Below are 24,772 nucleotides of genomic sequence, written 5' to 3' on the forward strand. Positions count from 1 at the left end.
CTTGAGAATCGAGAGGCACTTGCTAGACCACCGGTTTGACCCCAAATGTTTCGACCAACACCGCGTAGAACGCGGGGATGACAAACAGTGTTAGCGTGGTTGTGAACAATAAACCGACAATCATGCACCACGCCAATCCAATCCATAGTGGTCCGCCACTCAGAGCTAACGGCAACAATCCTCCGACGGTGGTTGCCGTCGTTAAAAAGATCGGCAACATTCGCTGCTTACCTGCTTCGACCAAACAGCGACGAAACTCCTGTTTCGTTATACCGCAGATTGGACCATGGCCGTCGGAAACGGATATTCTTTCTCGAATCAGAATATCAGCGAACTCGACAAAAATGATCGCGGTGTTAAGCACGATTCCAAACAATGCTAAGATTCCGATCTGAGGCATGAAGCCAAGGGTGTTGTCGGTGACCGATAGACCAAGCCATGCGCCAACGAGTGCCAGCGGTAACGTCGCAAGGATCATGAACGGTTTGAACCATCCGTTGTACTGAAAAATCAAGCATAGAACGATCAAGATGAAAGAGATCAAGAATGAAACCCCCATCTGGGCTCCCGATTCTTGGCTCTCTTGGAAAGCCCCGCCCGGTTCGATCCAAAACCCAGACGGTAGTGACGCTTCAAGTTGTTTTAGTTCATCCGATTTGAGAACTCGCGATACGACATCGTTCCCAGTCACACCCGGTTCCATTTGCGAGGAGACTTCAATGACGCGGTTCATGTTACGACGCTGGATCTTGGCTGGCTCCCATGAAAACTCAAACCGAGCAAGTGACTCGAGCGGAATCTTTCCGTTGTCGCCTTCGACAAACGCTTCTTTCAAACTGCGAATCGACATCTCCGATTCCGGTTTCCGGCGGAGCCGAAAGTAAATCGGGACCTGATGATCGCCCTCGCGAAAGGTCGTTAACTTCAGTCCTGAATAGTAGGAATTGAGTGTTCTGGCGACTTGAGCGTTCGTGACTCCTGACAATGTGGCTCGATCCTTGTCCACGTCGACTCGCACTTGGTATCCATTGACGCCCCATGAATCGTGGACATTCCAAGTTTCGGCCTGAGCATTGACGATCGTCAACACTTGATCGGAAACCCGATGAAGCTCGGTCGTATCGGCAAATCCGGTACCAATGATGCGAAAGACAAGCGGATCCGCAGGAGGACCGAGAGCCAACTTCACAGGCACCACACGAGCGTTAACGATCGGCTTGAGGTTCAACTCGGCATCACCGCGCTCACAAACGTTCCGCAACCGCTGTGCAAACTCGGCCGTAAAACGAGGATCGGTTGTCCGCACCAGGATTTCGGCATAGTTTCGTGTCGGTGGCTCAGGGTTCCACGCCAAAGCCCATCGCGACCCACCGCCGCCAACCATTGTTCGCATCGCTCGAAGCCGCTCCCTGTGTCCGTTTGCATTTGGATCATTAGGATCGATAGGACTGAGCAACTGAATGCGTTGCTCGACCTGTTTCGCAATTTCGTCAGTTTGCCAAATCGTCGCCGTTTCGGGCAGCCAGACTTTCACCGCAAATTGATCGCTCGACGCATCGGGGAAGAACTCGGAGCTAACGGGCAATTGCATGATAAATACACACACGGCTAAGGTCGCAGCCAACGTCAACCACTTGAATCGAATCGCCAACATGCCAATCCATCCATAGATCCGAAACAAGATATTCTTGTCGCCACGACGGTAGACCGGAGCTTCCATTTTGATTGGATCGGGTTCGGGACGAACGGGGGCCTTTCGGCGTTGTGAAGCGAGCGGTCGAATCAGGCGACTGAGGGCGTTTACCATTTTCATGAATAGCGCAACGACAGGCGACGCAAGTTCATGATCTTTCGGCCCGCGAATGAATATACCTGCCAACACGACGCATAGCGTCATCGCCAATACCCAGCTAAGCGCTAATGTCGTTGACACGGTTACGGGCAAGCTGTAGATGTACTCTTTCGCGCCCCCTTCAAGTGCGTACATCATCGGAATGAAAGCAGCCATGGTTGTTAAGGTGCCAACCAGCATCGGTATTGCCAGCGTGTTCGCTCCTTCGATCGCCGCTTGGTACGGCTTCATTCCTGCGATCTGGTTCGTACGCGCTTGGTCACAAACTTGGACCGCATTGTCGACCAGCAAGCCCAGCGAGATAATGATCGCTGCCATCGAAACTTGTTCTAATTGGACATCGAACAGCGTGATGACACCGAGCGAAGCGATCACGACAACCGGGATATTGGTGGCCATGACAAACGAAGTGCGAAAGCCGACGACGAGATAGACGACAACGATCACAATCACAATTGCTTCGACAAAGTTGATGATAACATCGTTGACTTTCACTGCCACATTTTCAGATTGGTCCGAAACGGCCGTAACCGCAACATCGGGCGGCAAACGACGCTCGACCTCCACCAATTCATGTACCTTCCGTTTCGCTGCTGCGCAAACATCGATGATGTTGGCACCCGATTGCATCGTGACCCCAATCGATACCGCTGGCTCCGAATGTTCGCAGTCCCCAAACCGACAAATCGTTCTTGGTGGATCCTCGTAGTCGCGAATGACCGTAAGGCCCAAGTTGGACAAGTAAACGCTGTTATCATCGTCGCTCGATTTCAAATCATTCGATTTTACCGTACTGGCGATACTCTTGATTTCATCGATCGCATTGAATTCGCCTCCTGGTTTCACATTGTAGTGCCCCGCCCGCGTCGATATTTCACCGCCCGGTTCAATGATGTTTCGTTCTGCTGCCAACCGTTCTAATTGGTTGCTGGTCAATGCAAGTTGCGACCAATTCCCTAGCTCCGATTCGATATAGACAGCCTCATCGCGGACCCCAAACTTTTCCACTTTTGCAACGCCAGGCAATAACCGTAGCGCATCTTCGATCGTTTCCGAAAAGACTTCCAACTGGCGATGGCTATAACGATCTTGCTCGCGAACTTCGCTGCGACCATGAACCGGAATTTGATGAACCGCCAAAACCAATACCGCCGTGTCCCCAAACTCATCGTTCACGACGGGGTGAATCGAAGGGTCTGGCATCGCCGCAAGCGAGACTTTTGCTCGGACTTTGTCCCAAACGTTTTGGATCTTTTCAGGTTTGACTCGGTCATCAAGCTCAACAAAAATTGTCGATCGGCCAACCAGTGTTGTGGAACGAACCGTGTCGACTTCTTCAATGCTAACAATCTCTTGCTCCAGCTTATCGGTTACCAACTCTTCCACCTTCTCCGCTGGTGCTCCTGGCCAAACGGTGGAAACGACGCAGACGCGAATCGTAAACTCAGGATCTTCTCGCCGTGGCATGGTGAAGAATGACATCGTTCCCCAAGCCATCAGCATGGCAACAATCGACACGACGATCGGTTTGTATTTGACGGACCAACTTGGCAAACTCATGATGCATCCTCCGAGACCCGATCGGTCACACTCACCGGATCGTCATCTTGCAAGAAATGAACGCCGCCAACAACGATCTGAGTGCCTGCGGGGAAATCATCGCTGCCGATTGGGGAGACACGAAGCAACGATTCGGTATCAAGTTTTTGCGTCGGTTTGATTTCGATACGCGTTTTATGTGCCTTGCCATCTTCGATGACGAAGAGATAGGTTTCGTCCGATTGCTCGTAGATCGCTTCGACCGGCACATAATAACCCGACTCGCTTTGGTCGTCGCCCAAATTGACGTCAACCAAATCACCAGGCCGCAGCATCCAATGTTTTCCAGAATCGAAAACGATCGACTCACCATCCCAATTGGATTCTTGGCCGCATGGATACTCGAGCTCCCCTGCAATCAGTGTTCGCGGGGTGATACGGTCGTTGTCCCCGAGAAAGGTCACCGGTTGAAAAACCCAATTGCCCAGAAACGGAATTCTCAGACCACTTGATTGGATGTAGTGCTTTCGCACCTTCATCACATCCGGCATCCTTTGCATCAGCTCAAACCCGTCGAGCACCCACACAAAAGAGCCATGCTCATCGCTATCGATTGCGTCTTCTTCGACTAAGTAAATGCCGTTTTCGGAACCGACGATCTCGTTGACATTCAATGGCCAAATGTCAACCGTCCGGGCGACCGAGATGCCATCGACACCTTTCGGCAGTTCACTGCGAAACTGCTTGTTGAGAAGCAGTAGCGTCACGGTAAACGTCCGCGTCGATGGATCCGCACTAGGGTCGACCATGTAGACCATCGCATTTTGTATTTCGCTGGAACCATTAGGCATTGTGACAAGGACGGGAACTTGCCGACGCCGTTGGATCGATCGCGATTGTTCCGCCGAGACTTCAATCGCCACTTTGATCGGGTCCATCATTTGCAAAGTCAACACAGGCGAACCAGCACTGACAACACTGCCTGGAACGACATGAACCTTCGAAATCTGGCCTCGATAGGAGCCATACAAAACGGTGTGACTCAAATCTCGCTGAGCATCCTGTAGGTTCTGCTCGGCTACTGTGATTTTTGCGTCGGCAGACTTCAGTTCCGCGGCGGTTTGCTTCAATTGCGATCGCAAACCTGACAAGCGCAGCTTCTGTGTTTGCAGCCGGTTCGAACTTTGATCGTACTCGGCCTGCGAAACCGCGTTTTGAGCCTGGAGTGTTCGTATCCGTTCAAAGTCATCCTCCGCCAACCGCACATCCGCCTCCGCGGAACCGATATCGGCAGGCAGGGTGTCGTTTAAGCGAATTTCAACGATCTGCCGCTCCATTATCGCAACGTCAAGCGCAGCCCGCGCGGACTCGACGGCGACCTCGTAGCGTGCAGGATCAATCTTCGCCAACGGCGTTCCTTGAGTGATCAGTTTCTGGTCGACGTCCGTGATTTGACCGTCAACGTTCCTACCTGGCTCAAGCACCCATTGGATTCGCCCGGGAACTTCAAAACCGATCTCTTCCACTTTCCAAGACTGAACCGTTCCCGATACCTGAAAAGAGGTTGGCGGGCTTGTTCTGCGCAGCTCCATCGCTGTCACCGGGTGCGCCGCTTTGGGCGCAAGTTTGAGCGGGGCCTTTTCACAGCCCAACGAGAGAAGAACCAGTGAAACGAGTAGCGTGATTTTGCGTTTCATTAACGAAATTGTTCATGAGAATAGGGTCGGAAGCTTGCGCCACGACTGGCTTGCCGTCCCGCAAAGTATACTGTATAGTTTACCTTTGGCAATTGCACAAAATGTCGCACAGCTTTCTGGACAACCGACGATGCGAATGACGGACCGAAAACGAAAAGCAATTCTCGACGCCGCCGTCGATGAGTTCGTCGCTAGCGGGTACGACGGGACGAGCATGGACCAAATTGCGACTTCCGCGGACGTTTCCAAGCGGACGGTGTACAAGCATTTTGCCAGCAAGGAGGAGCTGTTTGCGGAGATCATCCACAATCTGGTTGGCCAGATCGAATCGGTACCCGAGTTCACCTATGACTCAAAAAGATCGCTGGCGAACCAGCTGGAGGCAATCGCCTTAGAGATCGTCCAAGCGGTCAGTGATCCTGGTTTTCTAAGCTTGGCGAGAGTGATCGTTTCGCGGCTGATTGTTGCACCGGAGTTCAGCCAATTCATGTCGGAGCAAACCGCTCGAATTGATGCTCGCTTGGCAGACTGGCTTCAGCTCGCCCATAGCGATGGCCGAGTACAGATCCCTCAGGCGGATGTTGCAGCGGAGCAATTGATGGGGCTGCTTTTATCGTATGCGTTTTGGCCTGCTCTGCTGGGGATTCGCAGACAATCTCGCGGCCAACCACAACAAGCGTACGTAAAGCAATGTGTCAAAATGTTCTTGAGTGCCTACATGCAATCGTAGTGGATCTTGTTAAAGATTCTTTCGAGCAAGGATTTTTAACAAGATCCACTACCACAAGACGGACGAGGCGAAGCAAACAAAAAAAAAGCACCAAACGTCGTGAATGACGCTTGGTGCTTCGCAGCTTTATCTTTTAAGAAATCAAATCAATCAGCAGCTAGGCCGATTCGCTCGATTACTCGCCGGCAAGTTGAACATTTTCGGCGCGTGGGCCCTTAGGACCTTTGCCGATGTTGTAAGTCACGAGTTGGCCTTCGCGAAGATCGTCATAGCTGACGCCTTCGAGAGCTGAACTGTGAAAAAACATGTCGGTACCAGTATCGGTTTCGATGAAACCAAAACCTTTGTCAGTAACCCGCTTGATCTTACCTTCTGCCATCTTCTTCTACCTAATCTTCTCTAAACAAGTATGCAGTCAATGCCGAATGAAACGCTCATTTGATCTGACTACATTTGGAATTTACAAGTTGCAAATCCCGTAACAAAAATGCCCTGTCGAAACCGCCCTTTTCAAAATACAGAAGTATGAAAAACACTTCTCATTCTTAAATCGGGATGACCTCTCGGGGGTAACTTCTCGGAGGTAGTATACCCTAACGAAAGCCCGCGTGGGTATCCGTTTGGATATTTAATTAAAACCTTTTTATTAATAATCGTTCCCCGGTCCCAATGACCAAGCAACTATGCTTTGACGGTCGCCCGTTTGCGTTGACCAAACGACTTCTTCGGTCCGCGTTTTCCATTACCGGATCCGCGTGGGTCGGTCGAGCCGTTGGAAGCGGTCCGTTTGGGGCGCGCCGAGTTTGAGCCGTAGCGACTCCGGCTGTTTCCAAACCGCCGACGACCTCCCGACTTTTGGCCACCGCCGCCGCCCGACGACTTATCCCACTGAAAATCGGTGGATTGGCAATTCGGGTCGAGTGGTATTTTTTGTCCAATCAATCTTTCAATTGCGCTAAGCTCATCTCGCTCGGTCGGTGTACAGAACGAAACCGCGATCCCGTCCGCACCGGCGCGTCCCGTTCGCCCAATTCGATGCACGTAACTTTCAGCCTCCACAGGCATGTCATAATTGACGACATGGCTAATCCCATCGATATCAATTCCGCGTGCAGCCACGTCGGTGGCCACCAAGACTTGGACCTGCTTGCGTTTGAACGCGTCAAGCGCACGCTGGCGAGCATTCTGCGACTTATTGCCATGAATGGCGACCGCTTTGAATTTGCCTTTGGACAACTTCTCCGCCAGCACGTTCGCCCCCCGCTTGGTGCGTGTAAACACGATCACGCGTTCGACATCGTCACCCAACAGTAGCTTCTCTAAATGTGGCAACTTGGAATTTCTCTCCAAGAAGGCAACACGTTGTTCGATCCGCTCGACGCTAGTCGTCTTCGGCGTCACATTCACGGTCACCGGTTCAAACAAAAGTGACTGAGCGAGATCGACGATCTTAGGCGGCATGGTTGCCGAAAAGAACAACGATTGACGCTGCTCAGGCAATTCCCTGATGATCCGTTTCAGGTCGGGTAAAAAACCCATGTCGAGCATTCGGTCGGCTTCGTCGAGAACGAAAACTTCCAATTGGTCCAAACGAACGAAACCCTGGTTCATCAGGTCGAGCAGTCGTCCTGGGGTTGCGACCAGAACATGAGCCCCACGATTGAGGGCACGCACCTGGCCAGCCTGATTCACGCCACCGTAGACCAGCACATGGCGAAGCCGTAGGTGTTTTCCATAAGTCGCAAAGCTTTCGCCAATTTGAATAGCTAGCTCACGCGTCGGTGCCAAGACCAATGCTAGTGGTTGGTTTGGACGTGCTTTCCGAGCTTCTTTGCCGAGATAGTTGAGGATCGGCAACGCGAAAGCAGCGGTTTTTCCAGTACCCGTTTGGGCACAGCCGAGAACATCGTACTCATCAAGAGCGGCTGGAATCGTTTGGGCTTGAATTGGCGTTGGTGTCGTATAATTTTGTTCTTTTAGCGATCGTTTTAGTGGCTCGATCAGTTCCAGTTCATCAAAAGTCTTCAAAGGGTTTTCCTTGGTTGTCTAAACTATTCTAGTAATGCAAAATGTTGGTATTTCCGCACGCTGAGCATCCCGCAAGTGAAGCGACTGAGATCACAGATCTCGCGTCAACACCACGGCTACTCGACCAGAGCTTGGGATCACGACTCGTGATCACCCTATGTGCGGCGACTGATTGATTTTGCAAACCAAGACAGTCGTCTGGATCGTTCGTTTCGATTCTGGACAAACAAGAAAGTCTCAGAATGGGGGTGCGTCCTTGAATGACGCTGGTTGGAACCCAGTGCGATCAACACAACCGTTAGGAACCAACTAATTTGCAGCAAATCAAGTCTGCTGCGATTGAACTAAGGTGCAAGAGGATCCAGATACTCTGTTAGAAACCCTAGTTTCGCCGGAAAACGTCACTCCGGTGAGTCAACGTTACTCGCTTCTTTCCGACCTTCTTTTTTAGCCTTCTTTTTGCCAATCCACCCCTTCGGAAGGACGTGGCCTACGAAGGAAGTGTACCCGCAAGGCAAGGAATTGCCAATAGCTAACCTCAATAAAGTTTGCTTTTGATTCTTTTTGTGCCGATTTGCATGGCGTTAACGTCGCGATCCAGCTTGGCGACTTGCCATTGCTGGCGTCTGCCACGCCGGACCAACCTTGTAGACTCGCTCATAGAACATGGCAAGAGATCTCAGAGCATGTCCTTTGGGACCAATCTCCCAGTCGTGATCTCGTTCGTTCCACATCGCCGATAGCAGAAAGCGAACGCCGTTGACGAGACGAGGATCTTGCAGTTCGGAATCAGGCGTATGCGTCAACAACCATTCGATGATATGGCCTGTGGTTTGGATCTTACGATCCAAATCACCATTGTCTTGACGGCCTGCAAACCAGTTCGTGCTCATCGAGCCATCGCGGTTCTGCAGCGTGTAGGCATACTTCACAAAGTCATCCGTGAAAGCTGCTGCTCGTGACCATTGGCCGGTGATCGGTTTACCCTCGATGCGTCGTTTTCGTAACGCATGATCGTAGGCCATCAAGCGGTGCGTTCCCCCGCAGGTTTGACCAACGATGGGTTGCGACAACTCTTCGCGAATCAATCGCTCGAAATCCCATTCGCGTCGGTCGGCCCCGATCCAAGTTTGATCGGTGTCCAAGTAGTGTGCCAGACCGATGAGATTGAAAGTAAGCTCATCCCCACTTTCGCAATCTGCCATTTCGGCTTTGACCACATCGAGAACACTAAATCGCGTTCGCCCGACATAAAGCGGGTAGTCGATCGGCACTTTCGCCAATGCACAAACGGTCAAGAACTGAGCTTGATGGCCTTGCAGCCCAATCCCACTCTTGACTTCGATGCCACCTTGAGGGTTGAGCCCTAGCAATTTTTGACCGCGGCACGCATTGTTCCCGGCGATCCAAGCAATCGCACTGTAGTCGCGACGATTGGCGATAATCTTTGTATCGATCCCCCACACCATCATGGCGTGCATCATGCCCCAATTGCTTCGCCCGTTGGCAACTTCGGTTTGCTTGTAGTAGTACTGCAAACAATTCTGAATGGAGCCCTGCATACGCTGGACCGTCGGCGTCAAGCGGATCGCTTCCGCTGGACGTCCCGTGTAATCCAACCGGATAACCGGTGCCGGTTTGGCGTCCGCCCGTGGGCTAGCCGATTGCGGGCCGTTCGGCTCGATTATGACCTCTTCGAACTGGTCGCCAACGCGAAATTGGTCACCGACCGATTGGCGTGGCACGGATCGAGCAGCACTCTCGCTCGGCTTCGTAACTTTTTTTCGTGGAACCGCTCGCACCTCTTTGGACTCAACACTCACTTCACGATCGGCGCGGCTCAGACTTCGAATTTCAATTGCGTCCTCTGCGAGTCCGTCTTCAATACGCTGCAAGGACGGCGACGGGCTACGGTTGCCATTGAGAGAACGTGGCGTTCCGTCACGATCAATGCGAAGTCGGCGAATCGCAACAGGCGACTCCTCTACCGATGGCTCATCCGACAAGGACTCCTCCGTCTCAGGCGTTACCTGCGGTTCCTCACCGACCGCCACATCCCTCATTCGCTCCGCTTGCGTGGGCCTAGCAGGAACCGATACCACGGGTTCGAACAACTCGAGTTGTTCGCTCGATTCTCGCCGAGGTGGATTGATCTTGGTGTTGGCTTTTTGTTCAGGCAACGCTTGCTCTTCGGGACGAACCGCTTGCCGCTCCCTAGCAACGGGCTGAGCGAGCTGAATCGGCCGTGGATCGCTTAGCGGTTGCTTACTGCCGATCGCATCACGAGCAACCCAGCCGTCATTGATAGCATTCGCGGTCGTTCGCGAAGAACCAATCGGGGCTGCCTGTGAGGGAGGAAGTTGCGGCAGGACCTGTTGCATCCGAGGTGGTAGCGACGGCGGGTCAGCTGGCTTCGGTCGACGTTCAAAACCTCGTGCCTTGTCGACCGCCTCAACAGACGACGCTTCGGGCGTTTTAGCCAAGCGATTTAGCTCTTCTGGAGATTTGATCAAAATATCGACCAGCTTGGGTCGGCGAGCAACCCGCACCTCTTCCACGGCATCTTCCGAAGCGGGCGTCAGCTTTAGCTCGAGCGCGGAACTTACCGTCGACGCCTCCTCTGCCCACCCGGATGGTACAGCGGTAAATGAAGAACACGAAAGGGCTAGCAGTAAGGTCAGGTAAGATCGCTTGCCGAAGCGATTAGTATTGTAGATCACGTTTGACTCCGAGAGACGAAGGGGCATACGTGAAGCTATCGGACAATTCAGTCTTCGAATTAACTCGGAAATTCGCTTCAATCGCGGTACCAAGACTTTCGTGACAAAACGGCACAACTGCACTCAATTTGTGACAATTTAGAAAAACTTGGTAGGGCTCGATACGAATAATTAAAGTGACGGGGCGCCAATTTCTTGACGACACGCGTTGGCCGAATGCCGCCAAAACACGGGGGGAAAGCGCCGTATCACCCAGGCTGGACTGCAACCACACCGCGTTTTGGATGATGTAGAATGGCCGCTATGAACGCACCCTGTTTCACCGAGCTGCCGAACCTACCACGCAAGTGGTTCTTCCTATTGGCCGTCGCCTTAGCGATGCCAGGAATCCAATTAGCGGGATACCGAACAAACGACTGCTGGGCCGAATTCCCCGCCCTGTTCAATACTGAAAAGCAAGCCGACAAACCAGTCATGTCCGCAACGGTCGCGGCGGCGTCCATCGAACTTCCGGAGCGGTTTCACGCGTCGGCCTTTGCGGCGGAACCCGAGGTGATGAATCCAATCGCAATGGCATGGGATGGACGCGGACGACTTTGGGTTGCCGAGAACTTCACCTATGCCGAGCGCAGCCAACGATTTCAATTGGATCTGCGCGATCGTGTTCTCATCTTCGATAATACATCGGCTGACCACTTTGCAACTCGCCGCGTCTTCACCGATGACATTCAAATGCTGACGGGATTGGAAATCGGTTATGGTGGCGTTTGGCTAATGTGTCCTCCGAGGTTGTTGTTCCTAGCCGACAAAGATCAAGACGATACGCCGGATGGGCCCGCCACCGTCGTTTTGGATGGGTTTACCGTGGCCCAACAAAACTATCACAACTTTGCCAATGGACTACGATTCGGTCCCGATGGCTGGCTGTACGGTCGATGTGGTGGATCATGCCCAGGCAAAATCGGCACCCCTGAGACCCCGGACTCGAATCGACCTGCGCTGACCGGCGGCGTATGGCGATACCACCCGCTAAGCAAAGCGGTGGAGGTTTTGAACGCAGGAACGACGAACCCTTGGGGGCATGACTGGAACGATGTCGGCGAGATGTTCTTTTGCAATACCGTCAACGGACACCTTTGGCACACGATCGCGGGTGCTCATCATCCACGCCCCTTCACACTCGATCCCAATCGGCGTACTTACGAACCAATCGATTTCCATGCCGATCATTGGCACTTTGATACAGGAAAAAAGTGGATGGAATCACGCGATGGATCCGCTAACGATTACGGCGGCGGCCACGCCCATTCGGGAACACTCGTCTATCAAGGTGGACGATGGCCCAAACAATATGATGGCGCATTGTTCACATTGAACTTTCATGGAAGACGTGCAAATCGTGAACGGATCGAAGCGGACGGCAGCGGGTACACGATTAAACATGGCAGCGACTTTTTTTTAGCGGCTGACCCTTGGTTTCGTGGTATCGACTTGTCTACGGGTCCAGACGGAAATGTGTTTGTCTTGGATTGGTCCGATACAGGAGAATGCCATGAACACACCGGCGTTCACCGTGAAAGTGGTCGGATCTACAAAATCAGCTATGATCCACAGCAAAGTGAATCCAATGTGCCGAGTCGCAAAATCGCGGAGGTCGATTTCGCAGCAGGCAAAAGCAATGATTTGCATGATTGGCCGGCGAGCGAATTGGTGCTGGCTCATCGTGCCAGCAATCGCTGGTATCTGCGTCAAGCACGACTCGAACTCATCCGTCGGACACGACTCAACGTCGAACATGACGATCCACAAACGATGGACGCAGCGATCGCAGAACTGCGGAAAAACCTACTGGTGGACAAAAGCAATTCGCCAGCCGTTACCGTTCAATCCCTGTTGACACTTCACGCTTGCAGCAAGTTGGATCAAGATGAAGTTGTCCGCCTGATGACGACCCATCCGTACCCATCCGTCAGACGTACAGCGGTTCGGATTGCCACCGAGGCGTGGCCGATCGATGACGTGATGGGACCTTCTTGGAAAGCAAACTTTTCGGCAACGGTAAACCAAGACAATTCGCTCGACAAGCTTGTGGAGACCTTCGCTAACATGGCAAGGAACGAGTCGAACGCCAGTGTTCGTTTGGCCCTAGCATCGACGCTGCAAAGATTGCCGATCGACCGCCGAAAAACGTTGGCGATTGAGTTGGTCGCTCATGCCGAAGATGCTGGCGACCATAATATTCCGCTAATGATTTGGTATGGATTGATACCGCTAGGCAGCCGGGATGCAGGCGAGCTAGTCGAGATTGCTGGTAGGTGCCGGATTCCCACAACTCTAAAATGGATCGCGCGTTGTGTTGCCGAAGAGATGCGTCGACAACCGCAAGCGTTCGACGCATTACTGGTCGAGATTTGCAATCGGTCATCCATCGGGGAACAGGAGACAATGATGAGTGGAATCTGTGACGGGCTGCGTGGATGGAAGCGAGCCGACCGACCCGAAGCATGGAATCAAATTGCGGCGCTCCGTGCAAAGCCGCTGGAACGCTATGTTCGAGAACTTGGCGTGTTGTTTGGTGATGGCCGAGCTTTGCAAGAACTAAAACAAACAGCCCTTGGGAAGAATAGCGAGTCCGTGTCCTACGAATCGCGTCTATCCGCTTTGGAAACATTGATCCAAGTTGGCGACGATGATTTGCGAGCCATTTGCGAAAGCTTGCTTCCAGATGCTCGGATGAATGTTCTTGCGGCGGAGGGCTTGGCGAAATTCGACGATCCGTCGATCGCCCGCCAGTTGATTCGCCGCTACTTCGCGTTTCGTAGCCCCGATCGACCAAAAATTATCTCCTTGTTGGTTAGCCGGAAATCGTTTGCGAATGAATTATTGAAGGCAATCCAAGAGGAAAAAATCCATCGATCCGATTTATCTGCGTTTCAAGCGAGACAAATCCAAAGTCATCACGATCAATCGCTCAACCGTACCCTTGCCAACGTGTGGGGCCAAGTTCACGACACCCCTGCGGCAAGACTAGAACAAATCGACAAGCTCAAGCAAGCATTGTCGACGGAAACCATCGCAGCGTCAGATAAATCAAACGGGCGAACTTTGTTTAACAAACACTGCAGCACATGTCACCGCCTTTATGGCGAAGGGGCAACGTTTGGCCCCGACCTTTCTGGTGCAAACCGGAGTGATCTCGATTATTTACTCTCGAACATCGTCGACCCTAGCGGCGTGGTCGACAAGGACTACCAAATGACGGTCGTGCTGCTCGACGACGGACGCATTGTCAATGGATTGGTTGTCGACCAATCGGACGAAACAATGACCCTGAAAACGAGCACGGAGACGATCGTTATTCGCACCGAAGAGATCGAAGATCAAAAACGGACGAACCAATCGTCGATGCCCGAAGGTCTGCTCGAGACTCTATCGGATCAAGAAACCCAAGATTTAATCGGCTACCTGATGCACCCCAGTCAGGTGGATTAGGCTGTTGCACGTAATTCACGCTCCTGCGAAGTCAGGGAGGTACACCAAGCACCCATCGGAAATCCGCTAGCGGCGACGGCGGAAAAACCATACTGCCGTTCCACCTAGACTCAGGATTGCAAAGCTCGATGGCTCGGGGACCGCTTGGATCGTCAAATTGTCGATCGCAAAATAACTGGGCGTGTTCATCCCCCAGTTGCCATTGTCGTTCGAAGCAAGGTTGAAATGCAAACTCGATGCGCCCGCGAGGGGTGTTAAATCCAACAGGGTCCATGCATCGATGATGTAGTCATCTTCAGAGCGGTAATCGGCTAAATGGAATTCAATTTCGTTCGACAAAACTTCATCATTCGCATCGATGCCGTATACGGAAAGCTTGAAGAAGTCCGTATCGCCAAATGCCCTTGCTCCTTCGCCACCGTTTGCCATCGTCAATGCGGCATACGTCGTATTGGTGACAAACGCAGAAATCGCTTCTGTGTCTTGTGGCAAGTAGATGCTGGGCAAACCGCGAAGGTGCGCCAAATTGTTGCGATCAAAAGCCTCGTTGCCGGTGAAGTTGCCAACCAGGTCATGGTAGCCAGAAGCCACGCCGTAATTAGACGATTCGTTTGCGCCCGAACCGGGGAACGCGCTGAATTGATTGTTGAAATCTCCGGTCGTCGTATCGGTTCGATTGGAAACCGCGAATCCTCCCCAACTATTGTAGAAATTCTCATAGCTGTTTGAGAAACCGACTCCTTGAATGTCAAGGTTGCCTGTGAACCTTGTACCTCCATACGGCCCGGGACTTTCATCGGCGCCCGGAACCGGCCCCTGAAAGAAGTCCTCAACTCCAAGGGGATGGCTTTCGAAATCGATGACCGTCGCGGCGTTAACAGTTGACAGTCGTGTCGACAACATGGTTGAGACGACAACGAGGCAGCACAAGATGCGAATCATGGTTGGTCTTTCTTTGTGGTAAGGTGAAACGATTTTAAAGTTAAAAGTCGGCAACAATTTCGCCGCCGCGCCGCGACAACAATGCCGCGAAGGTTTTGAGATCAATGTCATCCGTGACCGTGCGGACCGATCCATCGACCATCAAGAACAGCGAACCACCAACGTGATAGCTATGGAATTCTTGCCCAAGGTCACAAAAGTTCCCTTCGCGACTGTTGAGACCTGGCGAACACGAAACCCAATCGGTTCCTGGAAGGACGTGAGCACTGATGGGAGCACTTTGGTCGAACAGGTTTTTGTGACCGATCCAGATGGAATGTAGCCCCTCGGGTGCTTCGCCGACGATGATCGTGTGGGACGTACCGTCAAGGATGGCATTGATTCCAAGTTGGCCATCCTTCCCAAACAACAAAACACCTCGACCAACGCCATCGGTAATGCCGATATCGGAATAGTTGTTCGGGCAATTTTTCAGCGGAGCACAGCGTAGCCCCCGCTCGCCATAGTTGCCGCCGTAATCGGTTCGCCCAAAAAGAACCGTCGAACTGAGGTTGTCACCGTTGGGGCGAAGTAACGTCGACTTTGGTGCCGAGGGGCAAAGGTAAGTGGGGACAATTTCGGCCCCTGCATCGTGGTTGGCGGGGTCGAGATAAGACACATCCATATCGAGCTTTTCATAGATCCCTGGTTGCTCGATGAAAGGCAATAAAGACGTTCCCCAGCTTGGCCTCCAAAGTTTTTTAATGAAGGCGTTCGTGGCACTCGCCGCGCCCGCACCGCCAACCGGGAATTTCCGATAGGCTGCATGGTAGTTGTGAAACCCAAGCCCCATCTGCTTCAAATTATTAGAGCACTGGATTCGACGTGCCGCTTCACGTGCCGCTTGGACCGCTGGTAGCAGCAGTCCCACCAAAACGCCAATGATCGCAATCACGACGAGCAACTCAACAAGCGTGAATGCCTGCTTCCGTCTGAGATTTTTGTGGTCGGAGTTCTGAGATAGGTTCATCATCGTTCCGGCTCGTGAAAAGCCGCGACCATTCAGCCACAACTTGCGGTGGTATCCGTGAAGAAACATGCGCCGAAAACACAACGGTTTTCGCAATATCCGCCCCAATCCGAGAGGGCACAAAGACATCTGTTTCGTGGTAGGTCTTCTGACTTACTGCCAATCTACGCTCACAGCCTTCTCGCTCGGTTGCCCAAGCAATGGCTCTTCATTTAAGAAGGAAAGTAGACCTGATTGTTTTGGAGGCTTTCCAAACAAACACGGCAGTTCACAGCGGCTGGACCGTCCCGGAATTTCACCGGATGTTCCCTGTTCACTCGCTTCGAAGCATCGAAACGGGTCACCACGAACACGTCCAAGTCTATCCGCAGGATGATGGCCGTCAAGGGCCGGGATTCCCTAAAATTCGACCCTCTCCCCCCGTTGGTCGATCGCGAAGCGGCTACATTGCCAAAAGCAAACCGATCAGCGAACATAACCCGAATGCAATCGCAACGATCACATCGCCACTCGCATCCCCCGTTCGAATTCGACGATCGCCGCTCCTGCATGGAAGCAAGACTTGTCCTCGAATCGGCCGGGATCGGCTCGCACGCTTACCAACAACACCACCGTTGGTGGCTGGCGGTCGCGGACGAAAACGAATCGGCCGCGGCGGCGGAACTCAATGCTTATGAGCTCGAGAAAGCTGAATCGCCGGCGGTAAATAAGCCGAAACGAACCGAGTTGTTCGGCGGCGCGATGGCGGGCGTCTTTGCCTACGCTGTGATCCTCATTTCGTTTTTCCTGCTCGCAGACGTTTCTGCCTATCAGATCAATTGGTCTCTTCTCGGACAAATGCAAGCAGACAAGGTGACCGGCGGCCAATGGTGGCGATGCGTGACCGCTTTGACGCTGCATGTCGATGGCTCTCACCTGATATCGAACTTGGGGTTCGGAGCCGTGTTCGGACTGTTGGCAGGGCGAATTCTCGGCGGTGGTGTCGCTTGGCTGACGATCGTGTTGGCGGGTACGCTCGGCAATGCGATCAACGCGTTTGTGCGAGACCCCGAGCATGTCTCGATCGGAGCCTCCACCGCCGTCTTTGCCGCATTGGGAATCATGGTCGCCCATGCGCTTCGGCCCCCGGCGTTGGATGCATCCTCAGCAGCTGCCGAGAAGTGGCAAAAGCGCTGGAGCCCGTTGATCGGAGGTGTTCTCTTGTTGGCGATGCTAGGAATCGGTGGCGAGCGAACCGACGTGGTCGCTCATGTGACCGGGTTCCTATCAGGCGTTTTGATCGGATGGTTCGGTTGCCGATTGCCGACCCGAGTTCTGGCGAGTTCAACCATCCAGTGCTGTGCTGCAATGGCGGCAATGGCGTTGATTGCTTTTGCATGGAGCCTGAGTATCACTTCGCCAGTGGATCGGTAGACTCTAGCCCGGATCGATCGAACGTCAGACTTTTCGCGATCCGATGGATGAGATCGCTTGCCGTAGGTCCGCTTGACGAGTTCGCTGCCAATCAACGATCAAACTGACGACTGGCTCGCCTTCTTCAATATTGGATCCTTGTGCAGGAATGTCACGAATTCGCATCGCGGCCGTCAGGTACTGACGGGTTCGGTTTGTGCAAAACGCCACTCGGCGCGATGCATAGACGATCTTCTTGAGCCTGGGCCGAAAACGGGATTTGGACTTCGTTGCTTCCGCGATTCGTTGCTGCATCGCTCCAAAGCCAGGGGATGCCGTCACCCAGCCCAACGAAGTGTGAAGTGCTGTAGCGAACAGCGATTCACCTGTCCGCAGAATCCCTTGGTCGATCATCGCGGCTTCAACCAATTCACTCGAAGCCGTCCAACGCAGATTGATTTCGAGGAGCCATACTCCGTTATCGCGATCCACGATGACATCGGCGTTAAACAGACCTGCATACGCGCTCTGCTGCACGAACGCTTGCCCCAAGTCGTTGGCAATTTGAAGCTGGGATGGCAAAAGGTCGATGGGCCCGAATGAACCGCCATAGACAAACGGTAATCCTGCTTTGCGAGTGTGCAGCGACCGGCATACCCCAAGGCAGACCGCAGCGACTCCATCAGATAGATAGGTAATCCCCCAACGGCGTCCGGCAATCCAACGTTGCCGTATTGTTTTGCTTGCGTTTGGTTTCGAGCTTGGCGAGGCTGAAGGACCTGACGTTTGCCGATCGAACCATCGAACCCCCAGTCCTCCGGTACGGATGAGCGATTTTTCCAGCCATCGTCCATTCGAAACAAGAGCTGTTGAGGACGTTGTTTCAGGAAACCGGATATTGGCCTTGTCAGCGACGAGACGAAGCACTTCGGGTTGGCGACAATCAACGTGGCGGCCGCTGCCCAATACTTGTGAGAGAAAATTGTCGTCTTGAAAGCCACCCACCAAAATGAAGGGGCTATTGGGAAACCGGCGGCTAAGTGTTGCAATGAGTTCTTGTCGGGAAACGCCTGATTTAGGCAGTGCATGAAATTCTTCGGCTGCGCTACGGCAATCGACATCTCCGAATGAATCGACGCCGATGACTCGTAGGCCGCCACGAATCGCCGACTCGGCTGCCGAGCGGACACTCGCACCGATGAGAATTATGGGTTGCTGCAATGCGTTTTCTTCGAAGTGCAAGGGTGAGATTCACTTACAACCGTGGAATGGTCATTCCGCCGTCGACCATGACGACCTGTCCGGTCGAGTAACCAAAATCGCCGCAGGCCATTGCCGCGACGATCTTTCCTGTATCTTCGGGTTGTCCCCACCGTGATTGTGGAATCAATCCTTCCGCGATCAGTCGATCATACTTTTCTTTGACGGCCGAGGTCATATCGGTTGCCGTGATTCCAGGTCGCACTTCGAATACAGGAATCCCGTATTCGGCTAAGCGGACGGCCCATAAACGGGTCGCCATACTGACGCCTGCTTTCGAGATGCAGTACTCCCCGCGGCTTGGCGAAGCCACCGTCGCCGAGATCGACGAAACGTTGATGATCGTTCGCGTCTGCGAGGGAACGCCGTTATCCGACTCGGATTTGCCTTGCCTGACAAACCAATTGGAAACTTGCTGAGTCAGGAAATAGGGTCCTTGCAAATTTGTTTTGAGAACCCATTCAAAATCCTCTTCGGTCGCTTCCATCATATCAAGTCGCCTCTTCGGGGCGACACCCGCGTTATTGACGAGAACGTCAAGACGGCCGAAGTGAGATTCGATTTGATCAAGCATCGCCTGGCGGGCTTCGGTTACTGCGACATCACATCGGCAATAGAGAACATCGACACCAAGCTTTTTGATTGCTTCAATACTCTCGCCGACTTGATCGGCTTCGCGAACACCGCAGACCACCAAGTCGAACGATTCGCGGTTCGATGCGGGGTCGCCCGCTAGGCATTTGGCGATTCCAAGTCCGATACCTCGTGTGCCGCCGGTCACCAAGGCCACTCGTCGCTTTTTCATGATCAACAACTCTGTTAGTGAAATGGGGCGTGCCTAAGTTTCCAGGTTACGGTTTTCTCTTTGACGGCAAGCTACAAGCTTACCCCCTTCTTTGCCACCCTTACGACAGATAAAACTTGTAGTATGGCTTCCCCGTCGCCATGCGTAGAACATACAAAGCAACTTCACGGGCATGGTAATCGCCCCACATCGAACTTTCACCACAAGGCACACTTTGTCCTTCGGGAATATGATCCCATCCATTAGGACGATGGTAGACCGAATGCAAAATCAGACCTTGATGAGAAGGGCTCGTGCTCAGATAGGGCTCGTGCAATAGCGTCCTCAAGACGGTCAAACCAGCTTGGCGATAGCGAGTGGCTGCATCCGAGTCCCCTTTCGCCTCCAAATAATGTCCAAGCCGAATCAGGCCTTGCGAAGCGATCGCAGCAGCAGAGCTATCAACGGGCTCAAATTGGTTGAAGGGATCCGCAGGACGACTTAGATAGTCGTCTCCGAGTTTGTACAACTCGGGTGCCCCGGTATCCCAATAGGGGATGCCATCGGCAGCCGAGTTCTCGATGTAGAATTCACAACTCGCACGAGCGGCCTTGAGCATAAACGTCTCTACCGATTCACGACCTCCAAATACTTCGAACTCCTCATCGGGTCGGGTAGCAAGGAATTCCAATTGTTCAGGATAGCCTGCGATAATCCAGGCCAATCCCCGAGTCCAAGTGGTAAACGGCGAAAAGCCTTGTTGTGAATTGGGACAGCGATAATTTCCATCGTTAAGATTGAAGAGACTCTCATGGGCCGTTCGTCCGCGAACGTCGTAGGCATCGCGTCCTTCACCGTAATACACCGCATAGTCGGCTGTCGTTTTCGCGTGCTCGACCAATCGCCCTAGCAGACTTATGGATCGATCGTTTTCATCCATCAAAGCGTGCCCGAGTTGGTGCGATACTGCCAAAGCCCGAAGCGAGCGAATGGTATCGGCAAACAATGAATGCGGACCATTAAATGAGTAGATGTATCCGCCGACTGGTAACGATGTCCAACGCTTCGCCTGGACTGCCCCCGATGCCATTAAAGCGAGTTCGTAATAGTTTTTCTCCCAATGGTTGGCTTCGATCACGCCTTCTTGCATTAACCGCAGCAGGTTTCCATAGGTACTGACGTTATTAAACCCGTGGTCATGAACCCCAAAGTGGGTGATGTGGGGAGCCATTCTTGCAAGTGTGTTTTGGCGGCCCAGTTCTAACATTGAGCCGTCACCAGAGGCATCAAACTGCAGGATTTCGCTACCGTACTGAAAGCCTTGCGTCCACTCGGTCCAACCTCGCGTCGTGTAGAGTCCGCCGATGGTGAAGACCGGCGACCCTTGGCTGGAGTCATAGTCACGGTTTATCGAGGTAATCTTCTGCCCCGAAATCTCCCAGAATACTTGCAGGCTTGGAAGCAAACTTTCAGGAGTGATTGACGTATCAATTATCATGTTAGGTTTTTGTTAGTATCCTTCGGTGGTGTCAGCACCGCTAAGCCTACCCGTTGGGCGTTTGTTTGTTGAGACGGGGCCCACGCAGCGGCGTCTCTCGGAACAAGCAATCATGGGTGGCACAGGCTTCTAGCCTGTGGTCGGGCCATCACAGGTTGGAAGCCTGTGGCCAGGCCATCACAGGCTAGAAGCCTGTGCCACTTGGTTGGGCGATCACAGGTTGGAAGCCTGCGGTCGGGCCATCACAAGCTAGAAGCCTGTGCCACTTGGTCGGGCCATCACAGGCTAGAAGCCTGTGCCACTTGGTTGGGCGATCACAGGTTGGAAGCCTGTGGTCGGGCCATCACAGGCTAGAAGCCTGTGCCACTTGGTTGGGCGATCACAGGCTGGAAGCCTGCGGTCGGGCCATCACAGGCTAGAAGCCTGTGCCACTTGGTTGGGATGCGGCCCAATTCGTTGCCTTGGCTCAGCTGCTGTCTGACGGGTTGGGACAATTTTTGCGGGCCGTTGCTTGAAAATCGGGGAGTCCCCGTCCCCCACCAATTGGCTGGCGTTATCGCCAGCGTTTTGGGTTTGCTGGTGACGGGGCGATCGCGGGTGCAGTCGGCCATCGTCCCGATTGGCATTCGGCTGAGGAGCCAAGTGAATGGGTTCCGGCGGTGGCGATTGCTAACGAACCTGCGATTATGCCATGACCGCGCCCCTGACGTGAGTCGGTTTGGGCCTTAGGATAGGTGTTAGCTGCACTACTACTTAGAGCCCAAAAGGATCAATTTGTGAGTCAAAAGAACGCCAAACTGTTATGGATTGCCGTTCATACAGCTCCCGTGATGTTCTGGCTTGCGCTAATCTTTCTGGTTTGCCAAGCCGTCTTGATCGTGATCTGGGTTGACGTTCCAAATTTGCGAGAGAATCTTTCCGCAAACGTTAGTGAGCCGGTGATCTCGAGCGGTGCGGGCATGGTGACAATCGAGTCATTCGCGATTCGCTTGATGCAATTGATTTGGCCAATCGTGATCGCCGAATCGATTTTCCACTGGCTCACCCGGCCTTGGAACCGCCAAACGCGGTCGTTCCATTTCTTCAGTCTTCTGATTGCGATTTGCCCCTCGCTGCGAATGTGCGCAAAAAGTCTGCAGATGGGCGAACGCATTTGGCTTCCGAGCTTGGGATGGCGAAAAGCAGACGCGAGAATGCGCCGCCGCTTGGAACGGCGATTTAGTATGCCAATGATTGGCATTGCCTTGCTAATCATGCCAGTACTGATCGTCGAATGGTTCATGAAAACGCAGGTTGCGGATTACCGCTGGCTACGTTTCGCGTTGCATTTTTCCACCGGAATGATCTGGTTCTGTTTTGCGGCCGAGTTCATTTTGATGGTGTCGTTAGCAGAAAAGAAATTTCAGTATTGCCGAAAGCACTGGATCGATTTGGCAATCATCATCTTGCCGCTATTTTCTTTTTTGCGGTCGTTGAGGCTATTGCGGGCAACGGGTATCACCAAATTGGTTCGCCTCTCGCAACTGAATCAAGTCGCACGTATGTATCGACTGCGAGGCACGGCGATGCGAGTTGCCCGGGCGATGGTTCTGCTCGATCTGATCGAACGAATGCTCCATACATCACCAGAAAAGTCTCTGATTAAACTGCGGAGACAACATGATGAGCTAGAGAATCAAGTGAAATTGATTCGACGCAAGATCCGTCGTCTCGAACGGGAAATTGAATTGAGCCAGTTGACAGCGAGCGAAGAAGCGGAGAACGCCTGAAGACGTTACCAGGTACGTTTCATTTGTTGCCCGCAACGAAAAGGGCTGATTGCAGCATTCGCGGCCAGCGATCATACTTTTGGCATCGGAGGTTCGCGAACGGTCCCGGATCGATACCATTTCTATAGTCGGAACATCAAGCAATGTGTGGGATTACCGGAGCGGTTTGGACGGAGCCTCGCCAAGCGATCTCACCTTCGGTCTTGATGCAAATGACCGATGCGGTCGCTCACCGCGGCCCAGATGACTCGCAAACCTGGATCGACCATGATCATCACGATGCGTACGGAAACCGCTTGGGGATAGGTTTAGGTTTTCGCCGGCTTAGCATCATCGACGTCGAGGGGGCCCGCCAACCGATGGCGAATGAAGACGGTAAGATCCGCATGGTCTTTAATGGTGAAATCTACAATTTTAAAACGCTACGCCGAAGACTTGAAGCATCCGGCCACTCGTTTGCAACCGCTGGCGATGGCGAAGCGATTTTGCATCTCTACGAAGACTTGGGCACCGATTGTTTTTCACAACTCAACGGCATGTTCGCCATCGCTATCTGGGACGCAAACCGAAACCGCCTCGTACTCGCTCGCGATCGAATCGGCCAAAAGCCACTCTACTACGCTGTCAAAGATAACCGCTTGGTATTCGGTAGCGAACTGAAATGCTTAGCAGTCGTTGAAGGCGTTTGTGAAGAGGTCGACCCGGCGGCAATCGATGAGTTCCTGACATACCAATACATCCCGCCACCGGGAACAATCTGGAAAGGTGTCCACAAGTTAGCTCCAGGCCATTTTGCCATTTTTGAAAATGGCAAAATACGAGTCGAAAGGTATTGGGATTATGACCCTAGTGTCGAGATTCCAATGCGGCGAGAGGACGCCGTGGAGAAACTTCGCGAATTGCTTACCGATTCGGTACGACTGAGGATGCAATCCGATGTTCCGCTTGGAACTTTCTTGTCCGGTGGAATCGATTCGTCATTGATCACTGCCATCGCGCAATCATTGTCGACCGATCCGGTGCAAACATTTAGCATCGGTTTTCCAATATCCGATTTCGACGAAACCGTTTATGCCGCTCAAGTCGCCGAGCATTTGGGGACGCAGCACCAACGCTTTGAGGTCTCACCAAGCGGCGTCGAGATTATCGACAAGTTGGTATGGCACTACGATGAACCGTTCGGCGATTCCTCGGCAGTGCCGACTTGGTACTTATCCGAACTAACGCGCCGCCAGGTCACCGTTGCACTCTCGGGCGATGGCGGTGACGAATTGTTCGCGGGCTATGAACGCTACCGAGCTTTATGGCTAAGCAATAAACTACAAAAATTGTTTCCCATTCACCGCATCCCAGGAATCGGATTGATCCAGCGCTTGCCGGATTCGCAAAAACAGCGATCGTTGCTGCGGAGAATCAAGCGGTTTACCGAAGCGCTCGGGCGTCCTGCCGCTCGGCGCTACCTGGAATGGCTACAGATTTTCCCTGAGTCGATGCGAGCGAGTTTGTACACGGACGACTTCGTCGCCCAGTTACCTGGTGACGATCCCTTCGAGTTTTTGGCGTCTGCCTGGAATCGGTCGAAGGGACGGGATGTCGTTAGCTGTGCATCGGCCGCTGATGTGCTGACCTATTTGCCTTGCGATTTGTGTACGAAAGTTGACATCGCTTCGATGGGTAACAGCCTGGAGGTGCGACAACCGCTACTCGATTATCGCTTGGTCGAGTTTGCAGCATCGCTGAAAGTCGATCTAAAATTTCGAGGTCGACGAGGTAAGCTAATTTTGCAAGACGCATTTGGATCGATGATCCCGCCACAGATTTTCACTCGCAAGAAGATGGGGTTTGGCATCCCGATCGCCAATTGGTTCCGAGACGAACTGAAGCCAATGGTCCACGACACGTTGCTGGCAAGCGATTCGAAATTGTCTACCATGATGCGACCACAAGCGATTGCCGAACTGGTCCGATCGCACGAACAGAATGAGCACAACCACGGTTACCGGCTATGGAATTTGCTCATCTTAGAAAAATGGCTCCGGCGCTGGACTTGATTCCGTTGT

The 24,772-nt window shown here is 52.9% G+C and carries 15 protein-coding genes and 1 riboswitch; of the genes, 5 read left to right on the plus strand and 10 right to left on the minus strand.

The features are described 5' to 3' along the window. Positions 1-22 precede the first annotated feature (22 nt). A complete protein-coding gene (locus Q31b_RS11650) occupies positions 23-3,412 on the minus strand; it encodes an efflux RND transporter permease subunit (protein ID WP_146599833.1) in 3,390 nt (1,129 codons plus the stop codon). Continuing rightward, positions 3,409-5,088: an efflux RND transporter periplasmic adaptor subunit gene (locus tag Q31b_RS11655; RefSeq protein WP_146599834.1), complete on the minus strand. Its 1,680-nt coding sequence runs from the start codon at positions 5,086-5,088 to the stop codon at positions 3,409-3,411. Before Q31b_RS11655 ends, Q31b_RS11650 begins: the two co-directional genes overlap by 4 nt. A gap of 85 nt (positions 5,089-5,173) precedes the next feature. On the opposite strand from Q31b_RS11655, the gene Q31b_RS11660 reads away from it, so the two are divergent. After that, complete coding sequence (locus Q31b_RS11660) at positions 5,174-5,818, plus strand: TetR/AcrR family transcriptional regulator (RefSeq protein ID WP_146599835.1); 645 nt, start codon at positions 5,174-5,176, stop codon at positions 5,816-5,818. Positions 5,819-5,993: 175 nt separating this feature from the next. On the opposite strand, the gene Q31b_RS11665 is transcribed toward Q31b_RS11660, so the two are convergent. From Q31b_RS11665 to Q31b_RS11675, 3 genes are all read right to left on the minus strand, one after another. Beyond that, positions 5,994-6,197 (minus strand): cold-shock protein, encoded by a 204-nt coding sequence (locus Q31b_RS11665; RefSeq protein ID WP_146599836.1) that lies wholly within the window; start codon positions 6,195-6,197, stop codon positions 5,994-5,996. 302 nt (positions 6,198-6,499) lie between these two features. After that, positions 6,500-7,846 (minus strand): DEAD/DEAH box helicase, encoded by a 1,347-nt coding sequence (locus tag Q31b_RS11670; protein ID WP_146599837.1) that lies wholly within the window; start codon positions 7,844-7,846, stop codon positions 6,500-6,502. A gap of 584 nt (positions 7,847-8,430) precedes the next feature. After that, on the minus strand, positions 8,431-10,566 hold the full coding sequence (locus Q31b_RS11675; RefSeq protein WP_146599838.1) for a hypothetical protein: 2,136 nt from the start codon (positions 10,564-10,566) through the stop codon (positions 8,431-8,433). Positions 10,567-10,869: 303 nt separating this feature from the next. Here Q31b_RS11675 and Q31b_RS11680 point away from each other — a divergent pair, with 303 nt between their 5' ends. Then, on the plus strand, positions 10,870-14,058 hold the full coding sequence (locus tag Q31b_RS11680; RefSeq protein WP_231617492.1) for a PVC-type heme-binding CxxCH protein: 3,189 nt from the start codon (positions 10,870-10,872) through the stop codon (positions 14,056-14,058). Positions 14,059-14,124: 66 nt separating this feature from the next. On the opposite strand, the gene Q31b_RS11685 is transcribed toward Q31b_RS11680, so the two are convergent. Together Q31b_RS11685 and Q31b_RS11690 are read right to left on the minus strand one after the other, a co-directional pair. After that, a complete protein-coding gene (locus Q31b_RS11685; RefSeq protein ID WP_231617493.1) occupies positions 14,125-15,000 on the minus strand; it encodes a DUF4465 domain-containing protein in 876 nt (291 codons plus the stop codon). Positions 15,001-15,040: 40 nt separating this feature from the next. After that, positions 15,041-16,012 carry a DUF1559 family PulG-like putative transporter gene (locus Q31b_RS11690; protein WP_146599840.1) on the minus strand — a complete coding sequence of 324 codons (972 nt, stop codon included), beginning with the start codon at positions 16,010-16,012 and terminating at the stop codon, positions 15,041-15,043. Positions 16,013-16,130: 118 nt separating this feature from the next. Beyond that, positions 16,131-16,372: riboswitch (cobalamin riboswitch) on the minus strand. A gap of 120 nt (positions 16,373-16,492) precedes the next feature. On the opposite strand from Q31b_RS11690, the gene Q31b_RS11695 reads away from it, so the two are divergent. Then, positions 16,493-17,422, plus strand: a complete 930-nt coding sequence (locus Q31b_RS11695) for a rhomboid family intramembrane serine protease (protein WP_197171379.1) — start codon at positions 16,493-16,495, stop codon at positions 17,420-17,422. A gap of 24 nt (positions 17,423-17,446) precedes the next feature. On the opposite strand, the gene Q31b_RS11700 is transcribed toward Q31b_RS11695, so the two are convergent. The 3 genes from Q31b_RS11700 to Q31b_RS11710 form a co-directional block, all read right to left on the minus strand. Further along, a complete protein-coding gene (locus Q31b_RS11700; RefSeq protein ID WP_197171381.1) occupies positions 17,447-18,622 on the minus strand; it encodes an ATP-grasp domain-containing protein in 1,176 nt (391 codons plus the stop codon). Between the two features lie 34 nt (positions 18,623-18,656). Next, positions 18,657-19,466: a 3-ketoacyl-ACP reductase gene (locus Q31b_RS11705; RefSeq protein ID WP_197171383.1), complete on the minus strand. Its 810-nt coding sequence runs from the start codon at positions 19,464-19,466 to the stop codon at positions 18,657-18,659. A 100-nt stretch (positions 19,467-19,566) separates the two neighbouring features. Beyond that, complete coding sequence (locus Q31b_RS11710) at positions 19,567-20,943, minus strand: glycosyl hydrolase (protein ID WP_146599844.1); 1,377 nt, start codon at positions 20,941-20,943, stop codon at positions 19,567-19,569. Between the two features lie 776 nt (positions 20,944-21,719). On the opposite strand from Q31b_RS11710, the gene Q31b_RS11715 reads away from it, so the two are divergent. Then, positions 21,720-22,712, plus strand: a complete 993-nt coding sequence (locus Q31b_RS11715; RefSeq protein ID WP_146599845.1) for a potassium channel protein — start codon at positions 21,720-21,722, stop codon at positions 22,710-22,712. A gap of 143 nt (positions 22,713-22,855) precedes the next feature. Next, positions 22,856-24,763: an asparagine synthase (glutamine-hydrolyzing) gene (gene asnB / locus Q31b_RS11720; protein WP_146599846.1), complete on the plus strand. Its 1,908-nt coding sequence runs from the start codon at positions 22,856-22,858 to the stop codon at positions 24,761-24,763. Positions 24,764-24,772 lie beyond the last annotated feature (9 nt).

The organism is Novipirellula aureliae (assembly GCF_007860185.1).
GTDB classification, from domain to species: domain Bacteria; phylum Planctomycetota; class Planctomycetia; order Pirellulales; family Pirellulaceae; genus Novipirellula_A; species Novipirellula_A aureliae.

Coding starts and splice junctions, on each gene's coding strand:
- Q31b_RS11650 (WP_146599833.1), bottom strand. CDS start 3,412: ATGAGTTTGCCAAGTTGGTCCGTCAAATACAAACCGATCGTCGTGTCG.
- Q31b_RS11655 (WP_146599834.1), bottom strand. CDS start 5,088: ATGAAACGCAAAATCACGCTACTCGTTTCACTGGTTCTTCTCTCGTTG.
- Q31b_RS11665 (WP_146599836.1), bottom strand. CDS start 6,197: ATGGCAGAAGGTAAGATCAAGCGGGTTACTGACAAAGGTTTTGGTTTC.
- Q31b_RS11680 (WP_231617492.1), top strand. CDS start 10,870: ATGAACGCACCCTGTTTCACCGAGCTGCCGAACCTACCACGCAAGTGG.
- Q31b_RS11685 (WP_231617493.1), bottom strand. CDS start 15,000: ATGATTCGCATCTTGTGCTGCCTCGTTGTCGTCTCAACCATGTTGTCG.
- Q31b_RS11690 (WP_146599840.1), bottom strand. CDS start 16,012: ATGATGAACCTATCTCAGAACTCCGACCACAAAAATCTCAGACGGAAG.
- Q31b_RS11695 (WP_197171379.1), top strand. CDS start 16,493: ATGCAATCGCAACGATCACATCGCCACTCGCATCCCCCGTTCGAATTC.
- Q31b_RS11705 (WP_197171383.1), bottom strand. CDS start 19,466: ATGAAAAAGCGACGAGTGGCCTTGGTGACCGGCGGCACACGAGGTATC.
- Q31b_RS11710 (WP_146599844.1), bottom strand. CDS start 20,943: ATGATAATTGATACGTCAATCACTCCTGAAAGTTTGCTTCCAAGCCTG.
- asnB (WP_146599846.1), top strand. CDS start 22,856: ATGTGTGGGATTACCGGAGCGGTTTGGACGGAGCCTCGCCAAGCGATC.